The organism is Alteromonas sp. M12, assembly GCF_037478005.1.
GTDB classification, from domain to species: domain Bacteria; phylum Pseudomonadota; class Gammaproteobacteria; order Enterobacterales; family Alteromonadaceae; genus Aliiglaciecola; species Aliiglaciecola lipolytica_A.
In genome coordinates this window covers 4,956,508-4,978,880 of sequence record NZ_CP144164.1, presented here as the reverse complement: position 1 = coordinate 4,978,880, position 22,373 = coordinate 4,956,508, and the positions used below count along the sequence as shown (strand labels likewise).

Here is a 22,373-nt window from a genome sequence, read left to right as displayed (position 1 = left end):
TCATGACATGAATCGACTAATCATTCTCTTTACTTTATTTTTCGTGTCAAACACTTGGGCAAACGACTGTCAGTTTCAATATGTCGACGAATTAAAGATTTTGTTAGCCAACGATGATTTGGGTTTAATAGATGAAACTGGAAAATTGGAAAAGTTTACACATCATGATTATGCAATAGGCTGCGAAATAGTAATAGAGAACCGCTATTTCAAATGGTTTACTGATGAAAATGAAGAACGATTTCTAATCCAAGAATCATTAAAGAATGGTGAAGTGTATTACGGTTTATTTAGGCGGAAAAACACCTAACAAATGAATAATGTCGTTCGTAAACTCACTGGGACAAATACTCGCTGGCCTTCGGCCAAAGCACTCGCATTCGCCCCATATTCAAGGCGTTATGTTTTTAAAAGGAGCTAGGTTGAAATATCTACCATTAATAATTTTTGTTGTAAGTTTATTTGCTAATGGAAATTCCATGGATAAAAACTTTAAGTTAAAGACTGAAGATATAGAAGATATTGCGAAAGGATATGGAAGCTGTATTGCCACTGACAAGATCACCGTTGAAGGCAAAATCGTTGGATATATGTATCGGGAAGCGCCAAGCAGTCCACACGATAGTGGTTGGGTTTTCATGTCAGGTTACGAGACTCAAGAATACATGGACGAGCCAAACAACCATGCAGTATATGACGTAAATACAATTGCCAATTATGACCGTGAAATTATACCTTTATTAAAATTCCCTGTAGGAAGTTCATTTGAGCGTAATGAGTTTGGAAAATTTGTTGAAATTAAAGAGTGAAAAAAACATAACAAGCCGTTTAACGAAAACGCCAGCAAACAACGCTGGCACGGACTCGCGAACTACGCTCGCCCGTTAACGGAGCGTTATACATACAAGAGGTAGAGTTACAGGATGATAATCACTTTTCAACTTGAGCAAGAAGAGTACAAAAAATTCACCAAGTTCGCTTTAAAACGAGCTTGTGGGAAAAAAAATGAAAAGAAGTCATTTGTGCTCAATTTAATTATTTGGTTTCTACTCGCAGTAGTATTTATGGTTGTTTTTCAGGCTATAAGTAAAAAGAGCTTTAATTTTGACATTCCTACAGCGGTTATAGTTTTGTTGCCTTTTATAATTGGAGCTGGCATTTATCTCTTAGAGGTGCTAAAGCTTCAAAAAGGTACATTGCCTAAAATTGATGGTTTTCTGCTTTCTAAAAGTACTATTGAAATAAACGAGGATGGTCTGCATGCTTCAAAAGAAAGCGCAAATTCATTTTTCAAGTGGAGTGTTATTGAATCAATTAGCGAAAATGAGGGCGATTATTACCTATTTTTAGATAATCTTTACGCGATTATTGTTCCGGGTACAGCTTTTACTAGTGAAAAACAAGCAGGTGAGTTCAGAGGGTTAATTGAGAAGTATGTATAACAAATGCATCAAGTCGGATTTGCCACAAGAGCGGTGTCAAACCGCTTATGCAAAGTGTTAGTTGCTCAATCGAAATACCGAGGAGTTTAGATGCATGAAAATAGTTAGTTTAGTAATTTTGATTTTAATAACGACAGGGTGTGCTACGAGCGACATGGTCAGAATGGGTGATAGTTATACAATATTTAAGGAAGGTGGCACCCCAGCCCTTGGTCAAGAGTTTAGATTAAGTCGACTTAAGGCGAAAGCTCTGGTAGAGGCGCAAAGTAAGTGTAGCGAATATAATTCCAACGTAATGATTTTGAAGGAAACTGAAACAGAAATGTCTATTGGAGTGTTTGCGAGATATGAGCTCACATTTAAATGCGAATAAATTGCGCTGGTAATACCAAAGCAACTAACAAAAAAATTAAAGCGGACATTGGCAAGAGCGGCCAATGCCGCTTAATTTGGTGTTATGTGTAATCAAAAGTTGAAAGATCGAAATGAAATTCAATGATGAAGAAAGATCTGCTTTATTGGAAGTTAAAGGTGTAGGTCCTACAGTAGTTAAGAGGTTCGAAGAAATAGGCATAAGCTCATTTCAGGAACTAAGAAAATATCGTGCGGATGATATTGCCGAAATGGTAGCAAGCATGCTTAATACTACGTGCTGGAAAAATAGTCCCCAAGCTAAAAGTGCAATTTCTGCTGCAATTGAACGATAAAAAGGTTAATAATTTACTATTTCCAGAATCAAACACATAACAATCACATCAAGTTCGCAGCTTCGCTGCTGGGACCTCCATTCCGTTGTTTGTTTTGTTGTTTAACGCTACGCTACAACAAAATAAACAACTACATTGCGGCCCCTTATGTGAGGCGTTGAGGCTGTAGAAAAACTTTAAATTAGGTTAAAAAATATACAATTATTACTTCCCACAGATCATCGTTTGTGATCCAATAGGTATTATCAATTAGGCACAGGAGCCTTGGTGATGCCACGCTTTATCCCTCTTAATTATCAGCAAAATTCTATGGTCGTGATTAATTATCTTGACCAACTTCAGTCCGGTACATTTGAGCATGCGATTCATCATTTGATTGATGAGCGACTCGATTTGTCCGTGTTTTATCCTAAGTACCAAAACGATGCGACGGGCCGTCCTGCCTATGATCCAGCGGCGTTGTTGAAAATAATTCTGTTTGCCTATTCCAAAGGCATTACCTCGAGTCGTGAAATCCAGTGGTGCTGTGAAACCAATGTGATTTTTAAGGCGTTGAGTTGTGACACAGTGCCGCACTTCACAACTATTGCCAACTTTGTCAGCGGGCGCAGAAAGGAGATTGAGAAGGTCTTCGAACATGTGCTGTTGATATGTCATACCCAGGGTTTACTAGGCAATGAGCTGTTTGCCATTGACGGTTGCAAAATGTCTTCAAATGCGGCCAAAGAGTGGTCGGGTACATTTAAAGAGCTTAAAGAAAAGCGGGCGAAGCTTAAGCGGCAAATCCGTTATCAGATGCGCGAGCATGAGAAATTGGACAAATGTGAAGCGGCGGATGAAGTCCGTAAACAGCGTGCCGCGCAAACGATAGACACCTTAAATAAAGCACATGACAAGATTGATGCGTTCCTAAAGCAAGCGGCTCCACGGATGGGAAAAGGCAAGCGGATACAGGAAGTCAAAAGTAATATCACGGATAATGAGTCTGGAAAAATGACCACCAGTAAAGGCACCATCCAAGGGTACAACGGGGTAGCGACGGTGGATAAGAAACATCAAGTTATCGTTGATGCTCAAGTGTTTGGTGAAGGACAAGAGCATCACACTTTGCAACCGGTGCTAGTCAATATCCAAGACCGTTTCCGGCGTTTAGCGATTAGTGAAGATATCCTTAAAGCGCAAACCATTATCACCGCTGATACAGGGTTTGCTAACGAATCAAACATGCAATACCTGCACGATAATGGCGTCAACGCCTACATTCCCGATAACCGATTCAGAAGCCGTGACCCTAAGTTCAGCGAACAAAAACAAAAGTACGGTAAACGTCATCAAGATAAAACGTCGCGTAAAAAAACAGTCATTCCGGCGAGTGAATTTAGCTTCGACCCAGTGAATAACAGTTGCGTCTGTCCAGCGGGCAACATCATCAGTTTCAGAGGTATACGAGAGAACGATCAAGGCATAAAAACTGCTTACTTCGAAGGCAAGTTATTACAATGTCGACACTGCGATAAAAAAACACAGTGTATGCATAACCCTAGCGCAGCAGACCACCGCAAAGGCGCTGGGCGGCAAGTCTCGTTTAGACTCGACAGTAACCGCCCTCCGAATTATACCGATTGGATGAAGCACCGTGTTGATAGCCCTAAGGGAAAACAAATTTACAGTCATCGAATGTCAGTGGTAGAGCCGGTGTTTGGCAATATAGGCACGAATAAAAAGCTGAATCGGTTTAGCCTTAGAGGCAAAGATAAGGTACAGACCCAATGGTATTTGTACTGCTTGATACACAACATTGAAAAACTCAAGAATTACGGTCAGTTAGCGGCATAATCTCGCATCACTATTCCTTCGCAAGCCCGCTAAAATCAATCCCCAACAATGCCAAAACAGCCGAATACAAAATTAACCCACAACTTCATTAATAAAATTGAAAAATCATGATGTTCAAGGCAAAGTAGTGAAAGTTTAAAAATAAACAGAGAAGTAGGAAATGCAGAAACAAAACAGCCTTTTTCTACAGGCTCGTTAGCCCCTAGGAGAAATTTTGAAATTTAGTCTCACTGTGATGAAGCAAGGAGCTCTTTGCTTTTTGTTGACACCAATTATTATGTTAATCCTACTAATTAGTGTTGAATTTTTTGGGTTAACTGCGGAATCAGAACTTCCAAATTGGTTAAACCTGTTTTTAGAAGCTAGGTATTCTGAAGAAAGCTTTTTTTTACCTTTATTTATTTGCTTTATTGTATGTCTTGTAATCCAGATACTATTCAGCAGCACCAATTTTTCAAGTAAAGAAAAAAGACGCCTCGGCAAAGCCTACAGCTTAGTAGCATATACTGTAAGTAACTTATTTATGTTTTTTGCAGGCGTTTTGTTTGCGTGGTCATTCGGCTCTCGCTTGATTGATTTTGTTTCTCCTATTCCAGCTCAAGAGATCACGATTCCAATTGTCATTGCCATGGCAATTGTCAGCAGCTACTTTTTTAGGAAGTTAAAATATAATAATGTTCGGGGCTAACAAAAACATTAACCAGAAAATTACTCGCTGGGCTAAGCCCAAAACGCTTCGTATTTTCTGGTTATATTAAGCGTTAGCCGCTACAGAGTGAATTATGGATAATTGCACTAAATCACGTAGAAGTTTGATCGAGTGGGGAGCACTAGAGAGTCTTGCTCCCATGCTACTCATGGGTTCGGATGGATTTCCAAATGACGGTACTGAGCAAGGCCAGCAAGCGGTTGAACATTTACAGTCGTGTAAGAAATGTCAGTATTGGGCAAAAGACTTTACAACAACAGATAACTTGGCAAGGATGGAAAGGCTGAGCCAGTATTGTTGCCCTCAAATGTTTGTTGCTGTCGAAGAATCGAATCAAGCAGATATCCATTTGCAATTTCGACAATTTCGAGACGAATACTTGTGGATGGTTGAACAAAAAGACAGAGAGTTCGGTTTCGAGTTTTTTTCTTTCTGCCCATGGTGCGGTAATAAACTACCAGATACACCTTTTATCGATGATATTTTGGGGCGCGGATAACAAACCACTCAAGGCTCTCGCTTCGCTCGCTGGGACGCTAACACATGGGCTGCGTCACTTCGTTCCTAATTTTAGCCCATGTGTTATCGCCCCTTAGTGGGAAGTTAGCTTTCAATACGGGCTTGGGTGTAAGATTATCTAAAGGGATTTAAAATGGAAAATTTAGTTAACAAAATATCTAGCAAAAAAGCTAATTACCTCTACCTTATTACCTTTTGCGTGTTTGCAGTTTTAATTTATATACGTGAATCAAAAAACTTTGGTCATATTTTTGATTTTCTACCTGTATTAGGTGGAAGTATTCCCTATTTCGTTTTGACAATCTCTTTAATTTTTATATATAAAAATAATGGTAATAACCTTAGAGAACTTGGGTTGTCGTGGCCCACATTTGGCAGTACTAGATTTAGATCATTATTGTTCGCATCTCTTTGGGCATTAATCATTATACTGATTGGACTTGTGAGTGGCTCTATCGTCATGGAGTCTTTCGATCTTATTGTAGGGACAGTGACGGACTCATCACCAAGAAAAAGTGTATTGGTAGGGAATTTACCTTTGTTACTCTTACTTACTCCTTTGATGTGGCTAGCCGTTATTGGTGAAGAGTTACTTTTTAGAGGATTCATTATGAATTTTCTTGCGAAGAAGTTTGGTGGTACAACTAAAAGTTGGATACTGGCAATTGTTGTATCTTCACTGATTTTTGGTTTAGCTCATTTTTGGCAAGGAGCTCGAGGGATAGTGGGAGCTGGTGTTTTAGCCTTAATATGGGGAACGGCTTACTATCGTTGTGGACGCAACCTGTGGCCTACTATAATTGCACATAGTGTTGGCAATACAATTGCTTTTATATCAACCTACAATAGTTAAAGTATCTAAAGATCGTAGACTGAAAGCTAACAAGAACTTCAAACGGAAAAAATACAGTTGGCTGTTTTCACTCCGTTCAACATTTTAGCCAACTATATTTTTCCACTTAAGTAGGCGTTAGGCCCTCGGAGTTGACATTGTCTCTATTCTTGACTATTTCTCTTTTTATCTCTTTATTTTTACACTTTACAACTTTCTTAGGCGTCAGCATTTTCGCAACAACTGGTTATGTACATCTTATGTCAGCCATTTCCTTTTTTGCATTGGGAGCAACCATATTCGTTGAGCGTACAAAAAAATATTCAAACGGAAAGTTAGAAGATAAGCTTGTATCAAGCGGTCCTAAATATTTAGGTACAACCCTTAAATATATTCGTTGGTACATTATCGCAGTTTTTATTTTCTCGTTACTTATACTCGCTGATGGGCAACCTCAAATTGAAAATGGAAAATACATTTTAAGCCGCCAAGGAACTATGATTAAAGAAATTACCTACGACAGGTTTTTATCTTTAAAACGCACCGAATTGAGGCTTTTTTCCAGCCTTTGGATGGGCTTTATTTTCCCTGCGTTTGTCTATTTTAAGTATGTAGTAAAAAGAGCCTAACAAACAACTGTTGGCGCTCACTGCGTTCGCTGGGACACAAACACATGGGCTCCAAAGTTAGGCGTTGGTATGACTCCCCATGTCAATTAAAACGTAACGATCTTGCCTAAACCTTTATAAGCCTATATTTGTTGCTCAAATAAATTGCGTTAACGCACCGGATGAGGCAGTAATGTCGTCGGTTGTCATGCTGGTATTCGTGGATTATTCATCTTTAGATGAACAGCGCCTACCTTACTTATTCCGTACCTAGTCGGCCACCATGACACCTGTCTTCAGTCTATGTTCGTGGTTCAATAATGGGTTAGCATTATTGCCATCATAACGCCCTCGTAGGTTGTGCCACATTCCGCGGCCTGATCCGAATGCGTTAACTCAAAACTTGTCATCATGCGGGTACTCGACTTAATCTTAGTTTGGGGTTTACTGGTGTGAGTACCACCTCTTTGGCAATGGCCCAAATGTAGGCTGCCATTTCTCGGGCAATTGCAGTAATGATTAAATTGTAATGTTTGCCTTTTTTATTCATGCGTTGATAGCGTTTACACAATCGAAGTTGTGCTTTCCACGCAATATCGACGATATCTTTGGGTAAGCCTTCCTGTCGTAATTGAATATCCGTCGAGATATTAGCTGGGTATCGATAACTGTGAGCGCCCTCAATGAGTAACCGTCTTGCTCGACCATTACCGCATTTGGTAATGGCCCCTAAATGCCGTTTTCCGCCTGACGAATGTTCACTGGGAACCAGACCGAGGTAAGCCATTAGTTTTCTGGGGTGGTCAAAACGATGTAAGTCTCCGAGTTCAGCGACTACGCCTACTGCAACTAGTAATCTTACTCCCCGCATTGCCTGAATTGCTTTTACCACAGGATAATATCGCCATTGAAATACATGGTGGGTTAACTCATTGTCGAGTCGTTCTAAGCGACGTATTCGTTCTTCAATGGTTTGCAGTTGTTCTTGCAAAACGATGTGCTGAGCTGGGTGGGGTAGTATCAATTCGGTTAACCAGCGCAAGTGTTTCTTTGACCAATTGGCGGAGCCTGCATAACGAATATTATTACGTAGCAACAACGCTTTGAGTTGGTACTTAGCTTCTTTTAAATCTTTCATCGCCGCTTCACGTGCGCGAGATAAATCCCGCACCGCTTCATCTTCTGGCTCGGGTACATAGATAGGCGTGAGATCTTCTGATTTGAGTAATTTGACTAGTTTGAGTGCATCACGTCTGTCCGTTTTAATCCGTTCACCCGGCTTTTTAGGAATGAGGGACGGTGCGACCACATAACAACAGTGGCCTAGGCTGGTGATCAAACGATAAATCCAATAGCCACACGGTCCTGCTTCATAGACAACATGTAATGTTGCACCTGGATATTTAGACTCGAACTGCCTTATGAGTTTTTTCATGCTGACTTTAGACGACGGTATTCTGCCATAATGCACAGGCTGTGCCCCTCGTTGCTCTTCGCAATAAGCCACTTCGTTAAATTCTTTGTGAGTATCCAATGCTAAAAAAATTATGCTATGTTTGTTCATGCTAGCCTCCAAATGATTTAGTCTTTAGCAAACTAATTATGGCACTGGCTTTTAGCTAACCCACGAAAATGCGGAGGCTAGCATTATCAAAGGGAGTCATTGTGTCTAGCTGCCACGGCGCAGTAATGCACAACATCCTGTACATGTGCTCATTTCCGATCTAAACTTGTCCCATATAATGTACAAGAGGGGTGCAAAATGAGAATTGTCTCTTTTACCGAAGCACGAAATGGTCTAAAAGCCGTTTTGGACAATGTAATCAACGATGCAGATACAACAGTAATCACTCGTCGTGACTCTGAGGATGCTGTTGTAATGTCATTAGATTACTACAACAGCCTTATGGAAACCGTTCATCTACTTCGTTCTCCAGTGAACGCTGAACACTTAAATCGTTCAATAGCACAGTTTAAAGCGGCAAAAACGATCCAGCGAGAACTTATTGATGAGTAACAGGTTGTTATCATGGACTGATGAAGCTTGGAATAGTTACGTTTATTGGCAGACTCAAGACAAGAAAACCTTGAAACGTATCAATAAGTTAATTTCGGATGTTATGCGTTCTCCATTTGATGGAATTGGAAAACCGGAACCTCTTAAAGAAAATCTTTCAGGTTTCTGGTCCCGCAGAATAGATGACACCAACCGTTTGGTATATGCCGTGGACGATACCGCAATTACGGTTATCTCGTGTCGTTACCATTACTAGTAGGTGAATAGATGCTCCCGAAGTATTGGAAGGACTTCATAGATTCAGCGGAAATTGAGAAAAAAGAAATACATATTCCTGCTAGCGCGGATCTATCTGAAATAGACGATGAGGGTGTTGATATCTACATTTTTAATGATGCGATGTCAGAAGATGAAGCAAATAACTGTTATCCCGGCATCGGCGTCAAATCTTCAGGTTATATTCCCGTTGCGGGGTGCCAGTCAGGCACTGGCGATCCGTATTTCATCAACATCAATGAAGGTGACGGCGGATCATTTTACCGCATTTACCATGATGAAGTCTTTGATGAAAACTACGATGTAAAGAGAGCAATCGACAAAGTTCTAAATAGCTATGAAGAGCTACGTAAATTTAAAATCACCTAACAAAGCCAGCCAGAGGGACAATGTAAAGTTATTCGTTAATCACAAATACATGGAGTAATTCACTTGGTCACTTGTTATCTCAATTACGTAATTGACCCCTATAAAGCTAAAGAATTTGAGCATTACGCTAAACTTTGGATACCGTTAGTAAATAAATTTGGTGGAACTCATCACGGATATTTTCTTCCTTCAGAGGGGGCTAACAACAAAGCCTTAGCCTTATTTTCTTTTCCTAGCTTGGCTGAGTACGAAGAATACCGAGTTAAATCACTTGCGGATGAAGAATGTATCAGTGCATTTAAATATGCAGAAGATACCAGGTGTATTTTAAGTTACGACAGAAGCTTCTTTCGTCCTATTTTCGAGTAAACGTTTAACAACTCAATAAACGTACTCACTGCGCTCATTGGGACGCATACACGCGGGGCGGTTTCGCCATTATACCCCACGTGCCTGCGCCCGTTATTGAAAAGTTGGTATGACTCTGGAGAGAGTAATGGATAAATATCTAGTTACTAAGGAAGAAATAGAAGAGCTTGAAGGTATTTCGAAAACCCATTTCCTTAATGAGAACGCCAAAAGAATTAATAAGTCACTGGGCGATCTTACAGGCCTAACTGGATTCGGCTTTCACATTATCGAAATTCAACCCGGCCACGAATCTACAGAGTTTCATAAACACTACCATGAAGATGAATGCGTTTATGTACTCGAAGGTACAGCCGAAGCGCAAATAGGCCATGAAAAATATACAGTAAAACCCGGTGATTTTATCGGTTATCGTGCGGGTGGTGAGGCTCACGCTCTGCGCAATAACGGCAATTGTCTTTTAAAATGTATCGTAATTGGTCAGCGTTTGGAGCATGATGTTGGTGACTATCCAAAGCTGAATAAACGGATTTATCGTCAAAAGAATATGCCATGGAACCTTGTAGACATTGGGAATATCAGTGAGCCAAATGCGGGTAAAAAGTTATAATAAAGCCATCAATATGACCGCTTTACGCTGGGCTTCAATCGGCAAATTATGGCGGCGATATGCCTATCTTGCATTGGTGTGACCTATAAATGAATCGAACCTTTAAATACGAAACACCATCATGGGGCGCTAAGTTAATATGCTCAGTTTACGCTCTAATATCCGGAGCACTTTTAATAGCTTATGTTACTTATGAAGGCTGGTCGGATAATTCCCTATGGGTATTAAAGTATACTTTCGTGTTTTTAGGCTTGGCTTTTTTATTTGTATCGCTCAAGCCATCAAATTGGAAAGGCTGGGTATATTTCACAGCTGATGATAACGGAATACATTTCCCTTCATCCCCTTCAAGTGATGAATCTGCATCCCTTGATGTAAGTTGGGAAAATGTCGGCAATATCAAACGAGAAAAGCTTTACGGTGGTGTTTATGGTATTTCAATTGAATTAAAGATTTCTCAATTAGACGTTGAGACTCATTTTCGTAATGTAGCCAACTCAAATAAAATATTAGGCTTTAATCAAATGAGAGGTGAATATTTCGTGATTGCGTATGCTAATAATGCATTCCAAAAATTACCTGATGTAATCCAACAACTTATTGATATAAAGGGTGCAAATATATCACAAGCTAATTAACGCATTCACTGCGTTCGCTGTGACGTAAACACACAGGGCGGCTTCGCCATTATGCCTCAGGCAACTGTAGTGCTTAGCTTAAAGTTATAGCGCGTAAGCCTTTAATTATATTGTTTAGCACATAGGCTGGGCCTTTCCGTAATTCTGCGAGTCAACAACCGTTTTTTTCCGTAATTGGTTAACCGTTTTATCAACTTCAAATACTTACATCTAAAATGGTTGTCTCCAAACCGGTTCAATATACCTTCATCAATAGTTGTAATATTCTGGCAATTTGGTTTAGTCTAGGGTGGTTATTTTTACCAACGTTGTTGTGCTAATTGCTTGTGGCGGCAAATCCGTGATATTGAATCGCAATAGCAAACGTATGTTGCGGACACAAATTCGCTGGCTGAGGCTCATGCTTCGCCAAGTATAGCCAGCAAGCTTGCGCCGCTTATCTGAAACGGTAAGCACGAAAAGGAATTCGGTATGAAATGGTTATTTTGGACTTTATTGTTTCTGTCTTTTCTCTTGATAAATGAGACAACAGTTGAATGGCTATTAGCTGTTATTGTCGGCGGATACGATCTTCAACTAGGCTTTGAACGTGCCACCCAATATTTCACTTTAGATAGTTTTTTGTTTTCAACTGTCTTCAGAATTGTTCCCTATATAGTGCTTTCTTTGGTTGCTCTTTTAACTAGCCTTAGAAGTTCTACAATCGGAAAAATCGCGCTTTACTGCTCACTTGCCACTATCTCTTTTTTCCATTTTTGGGGTTACTGGGATATGCAGCATTCGCATTTTACGTCTGAACACACCTCATCTACTTCGGCATTAGCTATTATCTTTATTCCTATTCATGCCATTTGGCTTAGTGCCGTTGCTGGCGCATTAGGTTATGGTTTAGCTAAAGTCACTAGGTTAGTTAAATCGTGAATAACAAACCATTCAAGGCTCTCGCTGGGAGGCTATCACATCTATCACATGGGGTGCGTCACTTAGTTCCTAATTTTCGCCCATGTATTATTGCCCCTTAGTGGGAAGTTAGGTGTACAAGGTAGTCATGAATTGTAGTGAATTTAAAAAATGTTGGATCGAGGGTGATATCAAGGGTCTAGATTGTGATCAGAGAGAAGGCTCTAGATCACTTTTATTCATGCAATGCATGTAGTGATGCAGCATTAACTGCGACATTGAAATCGCGGGGAATCGATGTAGACCATTATCCTTGTGTGCATATGGCTCAGTATGCTGAGTTTCATTGTGTTCAACACCCAGATTCAAAAGACTGTCATGACGCCACTATAAAGTACAACGAAATATTTGATGAGTACTCAATTCCTCACGGAGACGGCAACAGTCAATTAACAATAAATAATTGTCCATGGTGTGCATCGAAACTTTCAGAAAGCAAGAGAGATTTATGGTTTGATATCCTTGAGTCAATTGGATATGACAATCCATGGCAGCAAGAAATACCCGAAAAATATAAATCAAAATTATGGCGTATACACAGCTAACACATATGAGCCTAAAGTTAGTCAATAGGTACTAGTGTGCTTTTGATCTATTTTCTAGTTCAATCTAAATCTTTGGGCTAAGCCGTTTATTTCATCTGTTATTGTGACTGTTAGGATATCGCTTACGGCAAACACATATAGAGTTGTACCAGTCTCCGGCTCTCTTATGCGATCTCATCTCAGCCTGCTTTTTCAATAAACGTATTGATAGCAGGGGCACTACGACTAACCGGATTTAGGAGGTAGAGCGAAGCAGGATGCCAGAGCCGAGACATTCATCGGTTACCCAGCACAGGCACTATTCAAGAGTATAGCTAGATCATGAATGGCTTTCATATACAAGGCATGACCTAATACGAAATCTATATTATGTTGTCGACAGAAGTCAGTTACCCAATACCAACAGTGCATACATCAACCCCCACGACGATATTGCCTAAATAAGGCTTAGTAAAGCCAGCAATTGTTTGGGTGAGTCCTTTACTTTTTTATGTACAAGCTCCTCACTTTTATTATCAATAACGCAAACGTAAAGTAAGCGTGCGTGTAAATCTATTCCGCAATAGTAAGGATGTGTATTAGTATAAAAGTTCATTGAGCTTCTCCGTTTGGTTTTGTAATCTATCAGAGTAGTTGAAAAGTTACGCTGATTGAGGAGGCACAATGAGTATCAAAGCCTTGCACTGCACTAGTCGGTGAACGCGGCGTTAAGTTTTTGATAGCTTCTACAAATTACAACTTTAAAAAGGAAATTTTTAATAAAATGAAAGTAGTTAAATTTACATCATTAACTTTGATAGCCGTAATTATTGCATTAGCACTTTCTTATGAAAAAATTATCACAGGTGTCCTGTTGCCTCAGTACATTGACTGGGCATATGAAATAGATCGAAAAGGACTGGATATAGGCGTCCCCCTAGATAAAAAAGAGTTACTACTGGCATCTGAAATAGGGATTGTGCACCCAGAAAAAGTAAGGATTGTTTATGTTGACGAAGTTCCTTACCCTTATGAAAACTTCGCATTAAAGCTTTTTGGAGAAGCTGTTGGGCTTATTGGTGATGGAATAATTAACAATGCACAAGTTTTCGGGTATTCAATTTACACTCGCAAAGACTTTGAGTTAAATAGACCCAAATTAGCTCATGAATTGGTGCATGTGTTGCAGATAGAAAGAGCAAGCTTGGATAAAGTCGTAACCCAACATTTTTCTGATATGGCGGAGTTCGGATACGATAAAGCACCGTTAGAAGTTGAAGCTTCTGAAGCTAACAAAAAATACAGTGGCAACTGGTAGCCAAAATGATATTTGGCAAAATAAAAACATAACAAACACAATGTGTTCATTCGCTGCGCTCATTGGGACGCATACTCGTTAGTTAGGCTCATTCTATGTAAGTATAGCCAGTGAGCCTGTACCCCATATGCAAATCGTTAGGCATGTTAAAGAAGTCATGGATGTCCATTACTTTGCTCGCACGCAAAATTAATACGGAAAAAAATAAGAGAGTACATAGTTGTGGATATAGAAATTTCTTGGGGTGGCTATTATGCAAGTATCTCTGATGAAGATGGTGAGATAACGTTGTTTCGGTTACTAGATTTCAATAGGGATGACTACCATATCGCAATTTATCAGGAGAAGTTTCAGTCTATCCCGACGCTCAAAGAAGTTGAAGGTTTGTCACCATTTATTGGCCACGCTCCATTAGATAGTAGATCACTACTGAACAATAAAAAAGTTCTCTTAATTGGAAGTAGTCAGTTATCGAAATCAGATCTGGCTGGGTACCTGTTCTACCTAGAAAATTTTGAGGTGCCTAGTGAAGATTTAGAATTTTTAATCCAGTCGATTCTTGAGTACAGCAAGGAGCCTCCTCTTCAGTTACGGCTTACTTTAGTTGAAGAAGAGCTTCAAATTAGCAAAATTGACTAGAGTTGAAAAATTACTTAATAAGACCATCAAAAATCGCCAGCAAGCTAACTGGACCTCCTTTGCATTATATGGCAAAGGTTGAATCAAGGTAAATTGATATGAATGAGGGTTTGATATTTGTTATACCTGTTTCCATTTTGTCTTTGACAATCTTATTCGTGTGGTTTGTGAAAGGAGCAGGTTCTAAACAATGGAAGGCAAAGATTCTTTTGGCTTATGTTTTAATTGCTAGCGTACCTTTGGTGTTCAATGCTACTTTTTTTTCGGTGCTCTTATTGTTCTTTGGCGGTTTTGTTATACCAATACTATCTAGTAGGTGGGTAAATCATAATGCCATATAAGATACTGTTATGTACTTAAGTGGATTCTATGGAAATACTGAGTATGTATAAATGGAGAAAAGCTGCGACGTGGTCAATGTTAGTTATTGCTATCGTCGTTTTTATGGCAGCTGTTTTTGTGCTCGGTTCAACACTTGGAAGAATGCTCGTTTTGGGGGAAATTGAACTATCCATTCCCCAAATCGGAATCATTTGTGGTGGAATTACATCTTTATCTGTTTTTAAACGCTGCGTTAACAAATTGAAAAGTCGTTCTGAATTGGGCGTGCATCACTAAAAAATAAGTCTGCCGCTGCGCGGGTTGGGACACAAATAGGCAGGCGGCTTGGTCATTATGCCCCACGAGCCTGCGCCCGTTAATTAAAAGTTAAACAGCAAGGAAGTATGGGCGAAATATTTAAACAAAATAGTATTAATTTAGTCGTTTCAAGTTCGGCTATTTTATGTGCTTATCACATCGGACTAGGTAATATTCTATTTTGGTTTGGTGGGCTTTTAGTCGTTCCAGCAATTGCTATTTGGTTTCAGTTTAAGTATGCCCTCGGTAATTTTATAGTACGCCTCAATATCGCTGTCTTACCTTGGTTAGTTCTTTGCTTTGTAGGTTTATTTTGGGTATCAAAAACAGAACATGTCGGTCAGCGAACCATGAATATGTTTTTTTTTGAAATGCCAATATATTCTGTTGTCGTTGGTGCAGTTGTAGTCACAGGATGGTTTTTCTTTCAAAAAGCAAACACTCAGAGTTAGTTGCTGAACAACAAACGCATTAACTCACTCCCTTCGGTTACTGGGACAATAACACCTAGGTTCCCTCCGCTTGGTATTATAGCCTACATATTACTGCTCGTTATGCGGGTGTTAGAATTCCAAGTCAGTACGCCATTCATTGTAGTAAATGCTACCAATAGTGTTTCTTTAGAAACGTAAAATTGACATAAGCTATGTCAAGCAAAAATATTGCCTGATTTTTGATTAAAGGACAAATTATGAAAAAAAATTCGCTTATCTTTGTGGCTGTATTTTTAACCGCAACGGTTATGGCAGAACAACCAACTTTTACCATGGGTCCTGCAACTCAAACGCATGCGGGCTTGATTGATTGTGGTGGAAAATCTCGTCCTAGCGCTGTTGGAGAAATCAAATCAGAAGATGGAAAAGTGTGGATTGTACCTGCAGAAAATAACTATGAAAAAGCTCCTAAAGCAGCAGATCTGTTTAACCAATGTGGGGGCAAGGAATTAAAATCACTCGATGAATTAGAGCTAAACGATGTGCCAGTTATTGATGCGGGAGGTACAGAGGAATTCATGGCTTATATATTTCCCGACAATTATTTTGAGCTATACATAAACGGAATTCTAATTGCTGCCGATCCCGTTGTTTTCACCCCATTTAACTCTAGTGTTGTGCGTTTTAAAGCGGATCGGCCGTTAACTATCGCTATAAAGATGGTGGACTGGGAAGAAACACTTGGCTTAGGAATGGAAGACAATCGTGGCTCTATATTTCATGCTGGCGATGGCGGCTTAGTAGCCCATTTTCAAGACGCAAAAGGCCAGACTGTAGCTATTACAGACAATAGTTGGAAAGCTCAAACTTTTTATACCTCCCCCATCGTTAATCGAGATTGCTTGGTAATAGAACACTCTGTGCGCGATAGTTCAGCTTGTGACAAGCAGAAAGTAACTGATGCAAATAAAACGTCTGCAGCCCATTGGGCAGTTGATAAAAACTGGATGAAACCTGAGTTTGATGACAGTTCATGGCCTGCAGCTTTAACTTATACTAATGATACCGTTGGTGTAAAAAACAAAAAATCATTCATGAATTTCTTGGATGTATTTGATACAAAAGGTGCAGATGCCGAGTTTATTTGGTCGTCTAATCTGGTATTAGATAATTTAGTTTTACTGCGAAAAACAATTAAATAAGTCTAACAAAGCGCTCCAAGAAGACCGCTAATGGGGCGCTTGAGCTTAGCGTTAGACGCTAGGAGGGTTGGAAATGCTGCTCACAGTTGCTGTAAAGGCTTTCGTCATTTGGATTGGTATCTTGGTGCTAGCCGTTGCTAATGGGGTGCTTCGTGAATCGGTATTCGTGCCGAATTTCGGCTCCTGGTCCGCACTTGTGCTTAGCGGTTTGCTGCTCTCGGCTCTAATCGTCGGCGTGGCGTATTTTTCCCTTCCATGGCTAAATACTCGTAGCCTTCGGGTGCTGTGTATTATCGGTGTTGGATGGCTGCTTCTTACACTTGCTTTTGAGTTTTCATTCGGACTTTGGCAAGGCAAGTCATTAAACGATTTATTTGCAGCCTATACATTCAAGGATGGCAATATATGGCCCGTTGTTCTCACAGTAACGGCCTTTGCCCCCTTTATTGCAGCGAAGCTCAGAGGATGGGTATAGCGTTCCCATAAATGTAGGAACGCTATCCAACAGACAGTTTAGTTCAAAAATTCTTTTAAGAACTTAAGGTAGCGCTCAGAGGCAACAATGCGGTTTTCTTTCTTACTAAAACCATGTCCTTCGTCTTCAAACAATACGTATTCCACGTGATTGCCTGCCTCACGAATGGCCGCGACCATATCGTCACTCTCAACTTGCAACACGCGAGGGTCGTTGGCACCCTGTACCACTAAAACTGGCTTGGTCACTTGGTGACCGAAGAATACCGGCGAAATACTATGTAAGCGTTTTTTATCTGTCGCCGGGTCCCCCATCTCATCATACAAAGCTTGTTTAAATGCTTCCCAATACGGCGGTATACTTTCAAGTGTGCGCACCCAGTTAGTGACCCCCACTATATTTATGCCAACATCAAACTCTTGGGTAAAGGTCATTGCCGCCATTGTTAAAAAGCCGCCATAAGAGCCCCCCATAACCCCTATTTTGTTTTCGTCTACCCAATCCAAGCTTTGTAAATATTTCTTGTTGTAAACGACATCTTGTAAGTCATCTTCACCATGACGCTTATCATCTAGGTGAAAAAATGTCTTTCCATAACCGCTAGAGCCGCGATTATTGATCATAAAAATGGCGTAGCCGTTATTTACTAGATGCTGGATCATCGCGGAATAACCAAATCGTGATTGTCCGCCTGGGCCACCGTGTATCCACACTATTGCGGGCACTTTTTCGGTTTCTGCTTGTTTGGGTTTGTATAAAATTCCCGGAATTTCTAAACCATCAAAGCTTTTGAAACGCCGGGTTTCGCCCGCGACCAAGTGCGCTTGTTTAATCTTTGGGTTGCCGTTATTACTTAATTGCACCACCTTATCTGAACCAATTTTGTGATGATAAAGATTCGATGGCGACGTGTCTGAGTTTAGGTAAAACACCATTTCTGTTTCATCTGCAGTAAAGTTAACACCTCTGAGATCGCCAGGGGGAAGCGTTGGCATAGTCACCTCTTTGCCAGTGGCGACTTCAGTGATGCTCAATACCGTTTGTGCGTCTTGGTTGATGCCATTAACTTGGTATTTTCCGTTTTTCGAAAAGTAGCTAAATATCACATCCCAATCAGCTTCAAAATCAACACTATGCGAACCATCGGTTAGGCTGTAATTCATAACATGGGTGAACTCGCTACCTTTGTTTGAGCCATATAATAAACGCTCGTTGTCCGCTGAAAAGGTATAAATAGAATAAGCAATTGACTCTTCTTCATCACCTGCGATCAGCTTAGGAGTTGCCGTTTCTTGACTCAAATCGACGAGGAAAATATCAGAATCTGCACTTGAATTAGCTTTGGCTAGTGCGAGCCAGTTTGCATCTTTACTCACATCTTTTAAGTCAAAGCCGGCGTCATTCTGAAAAATCATTTCACGGCTATAGTCTTTTGTTGAGTACAAATACAAGTCAAAGAAACGCGGGTCCCGCTCCGTAGTTAGCACATAAAAATGGTCTTGGTTTTCGTGCCAGCCAAAGAACTCAGCTCGTAATGCTTCACCTGGTGTTAAGTCGACGAGTTTGCCATCAAGCTCACGTACGTAAACGTGATTAAGCTCGTTACCACCTAAATCTGCGGATACAATAATGCGGTCGTCTTTTGGAAACCAACTCTCAGCATAGGTAGAATCCGTTGTAGATTTTGTCAGTGCTTGTTTTTCAGAGCCATCTAGTGGTATTCGATAGGCATTGTAAATACCAGACTCATCACTGCTAACTAATACTGCGCTTCCATCATGACTGATAGACGATCCATACATTGACGTAGTCGCAAAAAATGAAGCTGCGTCATAGGTTTTAAAATCATCGGTTTTATTTGTGGCAGTTTCTGGCGTGATTCCTGAGTTTTCTGGTGCCTGCTGGCACGCACTCAATGCGAATACTAAACTGGCCAAAGCTAGAGAAGTCTTTATACGTTTTAAAAACATGTAAGCATCCTTGATATTATTTGTTGAGAGCGCTTAATTTCTCTTCCAGTACTGAATTAATCGAATGATGCAAGCGCGTTATACATTACCTTGTTCACTCTGAGGAGATAAGTCAAGAAAACTGAAACAAATTAGTGTTTATTAGCACGCCTTTTCAGTGCAAATGTTTTTCATATTCCCCAGTAAAAATCGACACTATCCACTTTAGCCTGGGACTATCAACATCACTCACAGGCGCTGCACCAAAGCGTTCGGTGTTTTTCCGTAGTTTGGAAGCTTTGCAGTCATAGCTCGTTTGTGCACAGCATTGTGTGCATGATTGTTAATTGTGCTCCATTTGGGCAATATAATGTGTAAGTGGAACGAATTATGAAAATTTTCGTTTTCACAGGCCCTCAAAATGGGCTTAAAGCTGGTCTAGACGTTGTTTTATGCGTTGCTGAAATAGCTGTAATTACTTGCCGTGACTCTATATATGCTGTGGTTAAGCGGGTGTTGCGTTTCAAAACTGAACTTCTTAGGCGTTCTTTTTATAAAGGAGCTCATATGACTATTGTTCCATTGATAGCCGGTGTTTTTTTGGAGGACTAGGTGGGTTTATTTTGTTTGATTATTACCGCTTTAATAACAAAGCCCTAAAAACCTACGGCAAAATACTCCGATATGATGAACTCCAATACAAAGAAAATGCTAACCGTAAACGAACAATGTACAGGCCCTGCTTTGAATATAGAGTTAGCGGTAAAACCTATGAAGTTACATCTAAAACAACATTTAGCACTCAGGTAATACCGATAGGACAAAATACGAAAGTGTTGTATGAAATAGGAGATGAGAGCAATGCTCGGTTAGCTCAGGGGAACGGATATGGTTTAGGTATTCTGTTTATCGCTCTTTCCCTACCAGCATTTTATATTGCTTTGCAGGCGTAAATAGCATTTTTTGAACAAGGGTTCTTAACAAGACACCCATGGTTCTTAACAAGGGGTTCTTAACAAGACACCCATGGTTATTAACAAGGGGTTCTTAACAAGACACCCATGGTTCTTAACAAGACACCCATGTTTAAAAAGAGGGTTCTTGGTTTTTAACTAGACACCCAGGTTCTTAACAAGACACCCATGTTTAAAGGGGTTCTTAACAAGACACCCATGTTTAAAAAGTAGCTGCTTTAACCCAGAACGATGATTAGCCTTAGCTACTGCTCTGAGTTTGAACAATATTTTTATCCCTAAAATTTCAAATATCCTACTTTTAAAGCAAATAATGAGAATGCCAGCCTCAGGTTGTGCGGGTTGATTCTGCTGCATTGGCTATTTTCATGTTATGGGTGTCTAAGTAAAAAATACTTTCAAGTGCATCATGGTAAAGCGTTTTAAAATCCGAATATGTTGAGCCTTATGTCTCAATCTCCCCGAGCGTCTAAAATATCTCAGTTTATTTTGTAATAAATCCCTTAGAAAGAAGACTAGTAACTTTGAATTTCAGATATTGATGTCAATTTCATAAATCTAGAAAAGGTAATTTTAGGGGGAGAGTAAGAATGGAATATATTGATAATATTTTGGCAAGTGACAACTATGTATTTATGGGATTAATATTGATTGGAGTCTTTATTCTCTGGTTTCTTCCTGCAATGCTTGCTCTAGCTTTCAACCGAAAGCATTTTAAATACATATTGCTTGCCTGTATTCCTGCCGGTTTTTCTGTCATAGCATGGGGCGGCGTAATGGTTTGGGCAACAACGGGTAAAGTTTTTGGTAAGTACGCGAATAAAGTGAATGCTGAGAATTAGTGAAGAGGATACAAACTGCTGACCTCGTAGTTCGCAGCGCGAACCGCTTGGACCGAAAATACTGTGGGGTGTCGAAATTCTAACAGAGAATTTTTACCCGTTAGCTTAGTGTTAATTGCACAAGGAAGTCCCGTGAATCTTAATCAAGTTACATTGCCAGTTAAACACATGGATGAAGCCACCGAGTTTTATTTAAAACTAGGGTTTACTCAAATTGTAGATACTCCCCATTATGCCCGGTTCGAATGCACCGATGGAAATTCAACTTTTTCACTTTCATTAGAAACAGGTGATTTTTTAAATGGTGCAGTAATTTATTTTGAACATGAAGATTTAGATCAATGGGTATCAGATTTAAAAGCTGTTGGTATCGAGTTTGATCAACAACCAACAGATCAAAGTTATTTATGGCGTGAAGCAATACTGCACGATCCATCAGGTAATAAAATCAAACTATACTGGGCTGGTGAGAATAGACTCAATCCACCATGGAGAGTTGATAAGCGCGGCTAACTAGCACTTCAAACCGAAATAAAGTTGGTTGTTTTCACTTCGTTCAACATTATAACCAGCTATATTTGTGCACTTATCGCGGCGTTATTGCGCACAGGCTTTTAAAGTCTGTGTTTAGCGTAAACATAGAAATTTTCCTTAGTTCTACGATTTAACCACTGCTTTTTCCCACAATTGAGTAACGACTTTATTAATTTCAAATATTTATATATCTAATTTTTCTATCAAAACCAGTTAAGTGTAGCCTTCATCAAAAATTGTTATTTTCTGGCGGTTTGGTTTAGTCTAGGGTAATAATTTTAATCAATGATACAGTACTAATGGCTTGTTACAGTAAGGCCTCGATAGTCAAGTTGATGCAGTAATTTCGGACGTTAGTTTGAAGGGAGTCGTAATAATGTTCAGTCGAATAATCTTACTATTAATCGTTGTTTTTTCTCTAAATATTAATGCTAAAACAGTATTAGAGTTGGGGGATATACCACCAGATTTTTTGGGTAAAGATAACAATGGTGACATTGTTAGCTTGAAGGATCATAAAGGTAAAATTGTGGTTATATCTTTTTGGGCATCTTGGTGTTCACCTTGTATCAAGGAGCTTCCAATCTTAGAAAATATTCAAAATAAAGTGGGTATAGATAAAGTCAAAGTGATAGCCGTTAATTTTAAGGAAGATCGTAAAAAATATAACAAGGTTAAAAAGTTACTTTCTTCACTAAACTTAACGTTAACTCATGATAAACGAGGTGCCATAGGTAAGAAATTTGGTGTTGAAGCAATTCCTAACTTATTTATCGTAGGCAAAAATGGAGAGCTTGTTTTTCATGAAATAGGTTATGGTGATGCGTCTATAGATAAAATTGTTGAAGTGCTAAACCAGCAACTTTCAAGCTCGCTAGCGGTTTAAAATTGCCACCAAAAACAGAAACAGCTTTTTTACCCCATTTAAGAAGGGATTAGGCGCCAATACCG

At 39.7% G+C, this 22,373-nt stretch carries 31 protein-coding genes and 1 pseudogene; 29 read left to right on the top strand and 3 right to left on the bottom strand.

Features of this window, described 5'->3' with window-relative positions; genetic code table 11:
* Positions 1-7 precede the first annotated feature (7 nt).
* The 10 genes from VUI23_RS21515 to VUI23_RS21470 all read left to right on the top strand — a co-directional run bounded on the left by VUI23_RS21515 (position 8) and on the right by VUI23_RS21470 (position 6,674).
* Positions 8-310 carry a hypothetical protein gene (locus VUI23_RS21515; RefSeq protein WP_342806068.1) on the top strand — a complete coding sequence of 101 codons (303 nt, stop codon included), beginning with the start codon at positions 8-10 and terminating at the stop codon, positions 308-310.
* A gap of 112 nt (positions 311-422) precedes the next feature.
* Entirely contained in the window at positions 423-809 is a 387-nt protein-coding gene (locus VUI23_RS21510) for a DUF2185 domain-containing protein (protein ID WP_342806066.1), read from the top strand.
* Positions 810-923: 114 nt separating this feature from the next.
* A complete protein-coding gene (locus VUI23_RS21505; protein WP_342806064.1) occupies positions 924-1,442 on the top strand; it encodes a YcxB family protein in 519 nt (172 codons plus the stop codon).
* 94 nt (positions 1,443-1,536) lie between these two features.
* On the top strand, positions 1,537-1,815 hold the full coding sequence (locus VUI23_RS21500; RefSeq protein WP_342806062.1) for a hypothetical protein: 279 nt from the start codon (positions 1,537-1,539) through the stop codon (positions 1,813-1,815).
* A 112-nt stretch (positions 1,816-1,927) separates the two neighbouring features.
* A complete protein-coding gene (locus VUI23_RS21495; protein WP_342806060.1) occupies positions 1,928-2,149 on the top strand; it encodes a helix-hairpin-helix domain-containing protein in 222 nt (73 codons plus the stop codon).
* 270 nt (positions 2,150-2,419) lie between these two features.
* Positions 2,420-3,985, top strand: coding sequence for an IS1182 family transposase (locus VUI23_RS21490; protein WP_342806058.1), 1,566 nt, complete (start codon positions 2,420-2,422; stop codon positions 3,983-3,985).
* 214 nt (positions 3,986-4,199) lie between these two features.
* Complete coding sequence (locus VUI23_RS21485; RefSeq protein WP_342806056.1) at positions 4,200-4,673, top strand: hypothetical protein; 474 nt, start codon at positions 4,200-4,202, stop codon at positions 4,671-4,673.
* 94 nt (positions 4,674-4,767) lie between these two features.
* Positions 4,768-5,193, top strand: a complete 426-nt coding sequence (locus tag VUI23_RS21480) for a hypothetical protein (RefSeq protein WP_342806054.1) — start codon at positions 4,768-4,770, stop codon at positions 5,191-5,193.
* Positions 5,194-5,346: 153 nt separating this feature from the next.
* On the top strand, positions 5,347-6,066 hold the full coding sequence (locus VUI23_RS21475) for a type II CAAX endopeptidase family protein (protein WP_272179479.1): 720 nt from the start codon (positions 5,347-5,349) through the stop codon (positions 6,064-6,066).
* A 137-nt stretch (positions 6,067-6,203) separates the two neighbouring features.
* Positions 6,204-6,674 carry a hypothetical protein gene (locus VUI23_RS21470; protein WP_342806052.1) on the top strand — a complete coding sequence of 157 codons (471 nt, stop codon included), beginning with the start codon at positions 6,204-6,206 and terminating at the stop codon, positions 6,672-6,674.
* Between the two features lie 388 nt (positions 6,675-7,062).
* On the opposite strand, the gene VUI23_RS21465 is transcribed toward VUI23_RS21470, so the two are convergent.
* Positions 7,063-8,217, bottom strand: a complete 1,155-nt coding sequence (locus tag VUI23_RS21465) for an IS110 family transposase (RefSeq protein WP_342804460.1) — start codon at positions 8,215-8,217, stop codon at positions 7,063-7,065.
* 198 nt (positions 8,218-8,415) lie between these two features.
* On the opposite strand from VUI23_RS21465, the gene VUI23_RS21460 reads away from it, so the two are divergent.
* The 8 genes from VUI23_RS21460 to VUI23_RS21425 all read left to right on the top strand — a co-directional run bounded on the left by VUI23_RS21460 (position 8,416) and on the right by VUI23_RS21425 (position 12,437).
* Positions 8,416-8,670, top strand: coding sequence for a type II toxin-antitoxin system prevent-host-death family antitoxin (locus VUI23_RS21460; RefSeq protein ID WP_342806050.1), 255 nt, complete (start codon positions 8,416-8,418; stop codon positions 8,668-8,670).
* The gene (locus VUI23_RS21455; RefSeq protein ID WP_216029729.1) at positions 8,663-8,926 is read left to right on the top strand and encodes a Txe/YoeB family addiction module toxin; all 264 of its coding nucleotides are present in this window, start codon (positions 8,663-8,665) and stop codon (positions 8,924-8,926) included. The genes VUI23_RS21460 and VUI23_RS21455 overlap by 8 nt, the downstream gene beginning before the upstream one ends.
* An 11-nt stretch (positions 8,927-8,937) precedes the next feature.
* Entirely contained in the window at positions 8,938-9,315 is a 378-nt protein-coding gene (locus tag VUI23_RS21450; RefSeq protein WP_342806048.1) for a hypothetical protein, read from the top strand.
* Positions 9,316-9,378: 63 nt separating this feature from the next.
* Positions 9,379-9,684 (top strand): NIPSNAP family protein, encoded by a 306-nt coding sequence (locus tag VUI23_RS21445; RefSeq protein ID WP_342806046.1) that lies wholly within the window; start codon positions 9,379-9,381, stop codon positions 9,682-9,684.
* A 127-nt stretch (positions 9,685-9,811) separates the two neighbouring features.
* Positions 9,812-10,294: a cupin domain-containing protein gene (locus VUI23_RS21440; RefSeq protein ID WP_342806044.1), complete on the top strand. Its 483-nt coding sequence runs from the start codon at positions 9,812-9,814 to the stop codon at positions 10,292-10,294.
* Positions 10,295-10,383: 89 nt separating this feature from the next.
* Entirely contained in the window at positions 10,384-10,932 is a 549-nt protein-coding gene (locus tag VUI23_RS21435) for a hypothetical protein (protein ID WP_342806042.1), read from the top strand.
* 471 nt (positions 10,933-11,403) lie between these two features.
* Positions 11,404-11,853 carry a hypothetical protein gene (locus tag VUI23_RS21430; protein ID WP_342806040.1) on the top strand — a complete coding sequence of 150 codons (450 nt, stop codon included), beginning with the start codon at positions 11,404-11,406 and terminating at the stop codon, positions 11,851-11,853.
* A gap of 185 nt (positions 11,854-12,038) precedes the next feature.
* On the top strand, positions 12,039-12,437 hold the full coding sequence (locus VUI23_RS21425; protein ID WP_252729320.1) for a hypothetical protein: 399 nt from the start codon (positions 12,039-12,041) through the stop codon (positions 12,435-12,437).
* A 321-nt stretch (positions 12,438-12,758) separates the two neighbouring features.
* Here VUI23_RS21425 and VUI23_RS21420 read toward each other — a convergent pair.
* Positions 12,759-13,032: pseudogene (locus tag VUI23_RS21420) on the bottom strand (IS110 family transposase); the annotation flags it as partial.
* A 168-nt stretch (positions 13,033-13,200) separates the two neighbouring features.
* Between VUI23_RS21420 and VUI23_RS21415 the strand changes: the two are divergent.
* From VUI23_RS21415 to VUI23_RS21390, 6 genes are all read left to right on the top strand, one after another.
* Positions 13,201-13,734, top strand: coding sequence for a hypothetical protein (locus tag VUI23_RS21415; protein ID WP_216049439.1), 534 nt, complete (start codon positions 13,201-13,203; stop codon positions 13,732-13,734).
* A 222-nt stretch (positions 13,735-13,956) separates the two neighbouring features.
* A complete protein-coding gene (locus VUI23_RS21410) occupies positions 13,957-14,373 on the top strand; it encodes a hypothetical protein (RefSeq protein ID WP_342806038.1) in 417 nt (138 codons plus the stop codon).
* 384 nt (positions 14,374-14,757) lie between these two features.
* Positions 14,758-14,991, top strand: a complete 234-nt coding sequence (locus VUI23_RS21405; protein ID WP_342806036.1) for a hypothetical protein — start codon at positions 14,758-14,760, stop codon at positions 14,989-14,991.
* A 107-nt stretch (positions 14,992-15,098) separates the two neighbouring features.
* Entirely contained in the window at positions 15,099-15,464 is a 366-nt protein-coding gene (locus VUI23_RS21400) for a hypothetical protein (protein WP_342806034.1), read from the top strand.
* 239 nt (positions 15,465-15,703) lie between these two features.
* Positions 15,704-16,648: a hypothetical protein gene (locus tag VUI23_RS21395; RefSeq protein ID WP_342806032.1), complete on the top strand. Its 945-nt coding sequence runs from the start codon at positions 15,704-15,706 to the stop codon at positions 16,646-16,648.
* A 73-nt stretch (positions 16,649-16,721) separates the two neighbouring features.
* Positions 16,722-17,123 carry a hypothetical protein gene (locus VUI23_RS21390; protein ID WP_342806030.1) on the top strand — a complete coding sequence of 134 codons (402 nt, stop codon included), beginning with the start codon at positions 16,722-16,724 and terminating at the stop codon, positions 17,121-17,123.
* A gap of 38 nt (positions 17,124-17,161) precedes the next feature.
* On the opposite strand, the gene VUI23_RS21385 is transcribed toward VUI23_RS21390, so the two are convergent.
* Positions 17,162-19,093: a S9 family peptidase gene (locus tag VUI23_RS21385; RefSeq protein ID WP_342806028.1), complete on the bottom strand. Its 1,932-nt coding sequence runs from the start codon at positions 19,091-19,093 to the stop codon at positions 17,162-17,164.
* A gap of 369 nt (positions 19,094-19,462) precedes the next feature.
* Between VUI23_RS21385 and VUI23_RS21380 the strand changes: the two genes are divergently transcribed.
* The 5 genes from VUI23_RS21380 (at position 19,463) to VUI23_RS21360 (ending at position 22,308) form a co-directional block, all read left to right on the top strand.
* Positions 19,463-19,684: a hypothetical protein gene (locus VUI23_RS21380; RefSeq protein ID WP_342806026.1), complete on the top strand. Its 222-nt coding sequence runs from the start codon at positions 19,463-19,465 to the stop codon at positions 19,682-19,684.
* An 11-nt stretch (positions 19,685-19,695) separates the two neighbouring features.
* Positions 19,696-20,025, top strand: a complete 330-nt coding sequence (locus VUI23_RS21375) for a hypothetical protein (protein ID WP_342806024.1) — start codon at positions 19,696-19,698, stop codon at positions 20,023-20,025.
* 611 nt (positions 20,026-20,636) lie between these two features.
* Positions 20,637-20,888 (top strand): superinfection immunity protein, encoded by a 252-nt coding sequence (locus VUI23_RS21370; RefSeq protein WP_216049444.1) that lies wholly within the window; start codon positions 20,637-20,639, stop codon positions 20,886-20,888.
* A gap of 132 nt (positions 20,889-21,020) precedes the next feature.
* Positions 21,021-21,401, top strand: a complete 381-nt coding sequence (locus tag VUI23_RS21365; protein ID WP_342806022.1) for a VOC family protein — start codon at positions 21,021-21,023, stop codon at positions 21,399-21,401.
* A 397-nt stretch (positions 21,402-21,798) separates the two neighbouring features.
* The gene (locus tag VUI23_RS21360; RefSeq protein ID WP_216049446.1) at positions 21,799-22,308 is read left to right on the top strand and encodes a TlpA disulfide reductase family protein; all 510 of its coding nucleotides are present in this window, start codon (positions 21,799-21,801) and stop codon (positions 22,306-22,308) included.
* Positions 22,309-22,373: the final 65 nt, after the last annotated feature.

Bases quoted from the DNA above. Each gene is read 5' to 3' on its own strand.
- VUI23_RS21500 (WP_342806062.1), top strand. From the start codon at position 1,537: ATGAAAATAGTTAGTTTAGTAATTTTGATTTTAATAACGACAGGGTGT.
- VUI23_RS21385 (WP_342806028.1), bottom strand. From the start codon at position 19,093: ATGTTTTTAAAACGTATAAAGACTTCTCTAGCTTTGGCCAGTTTAGTA.
- VUI23_RS21460 (WP_342806050.1), top strand. From the start codon at position 8,416: ATGAGAATTGTCTCTTTTACCGAAGCACGAAATGGTCTAAAAGCCGTT.
- VUI23_RS21495 (WP_342806060.1), top strand. From the start codon at position 1,928: ATGAAATTCAATGATGAAGAAAGATCTGCTTTATTGGAAGTTAAAGGT.
- VUI23_RS21475 (WP_272179479.1), top strand. From the start codon at position 5,347: ATGGAAAATTTAGTTAACAAAATATCTAGCAAAAAAGCTAATTACCTC.
- VUI23_RS21430 (WP_342806040.1), top strand. From the start codon at position 11,404: ATGAAATGGTTATTTTGGACTTTATTGTTTCTGTCTTTTCTCTTGATA.
- VUI23_RS21400 (WP_342806034.1), top strand. From the start codon at position 15,099: ATGGGCGAAATATTTAAACAAAATAGTATTAATTTAGTCGTTTCAAGT.
- VUI23_RS21455 (WP_216029729.1), top strand. From the start codon at position 8,663: ATGAGTAACAGGTTGTTATCATGGACTGATGAAGCTTGGAATAGTTAC.
- VUI23_RS21515 (WP_342806068.1), top strand. From the start codon at position 8: ATGAATCGACTAATCATTCTCTTTACTTTATTTTTCGTGTCAAACACT.
- VUI23_RS21370 (WP_216049444.1), top strand. From the start codon at position 20,637: ATGGAATATATTGATAATATTTTGGCAAGTGACAACTATGTATTTATG.
- VUI23_RS21435 (WP_342806042.1), top strand. From the start codon at position 10,384: ATGAATCGAACCTTTAAATACGAAACACCATCATGGGGCGCTAAGTTA.
- VUI23_RS21395 (WP_342806032.1), top strand. From the start codon at position 15,704: ATGAAAAAAAATTCGCTTATCTTTGTGGCTGTATTTTTAACCGCAACG.
- VUI23_RS21505 (WP_342806064.1), top strand. From the start codon at position 924: ATGATAATCACTTTTCAACTTGAGCAAGAAGAGTACAAAAAATTCACC.
- VUI23_RS21450 (WP_342806048.1), top strand. From the start codon at position 8,938: ATGCTCCCGAAGTATTGGAAGGACTTCATAGATTCAGCGGAAATTGAG.
- VUI23_RS21415 (WP_216049439.1), top strand. From the start codon at position 13,201: ATGAAAGTAGTTAAATTTACATCATTAACTTTGATAGCCGTAATTATT.
- VUI23_RS21405 (WP_342806036.1), top strand. From the start codon at position 14,758: ATGTATAAATGGAGAAAAGCTGCGACGTGGTCAATGTTAGTTATTGCT.
- VUI23_RS21390 (WP_342806030.1), top strand. From the start codon at position 16,722: ATGCTGCTCACAGTTGCTGTAAAGGCTTTCGTCATTTGGATTGGTATC.
- VUI23_RS21465 (WP_342804460.1), bottom strand. From the start codon at position 8,217: ATGAACAAACATAGCATAATTTTTTTAGCATTGGATACTCACAAAGAA.
- VUI23_RS21360 (WP_216049446.1), top strand. From the start codon at position 21,799: ATGTTCAGTCGAATAATCTTACTATTAATCGTTGTTTTTTCTCTAAAT.
- VUI23_RS21490 (WP_342806058.1), top strand. From the start codon at position 2,420: ATGCCACGCTTTATCCCTCTTAATTATCAGCAAAATTCTATGGTCGTG.
- VUI23_RS21480 (WP_342806054.1), top strand. From the start codon at position 4,768: ATGGATAATTGCACTAAATCACGTAGAAGTTTGATCGAGTGGGGAGCA.
- VUI23_RS21440 (WP_342806044.1), top strand. From the start codon at position 9,812: ATGGATAAATATCTAGTTACTAAGGAAGAAATAGAAGAGCTTGAAGGT.
- VUI23_RS21380 (WP_342806026.1), top strand. From the start codon at position 19,463: ATGAAAATTTTCGTTTTCACAGGCCCTCAAAATGGGCTTAAAGCTGGT.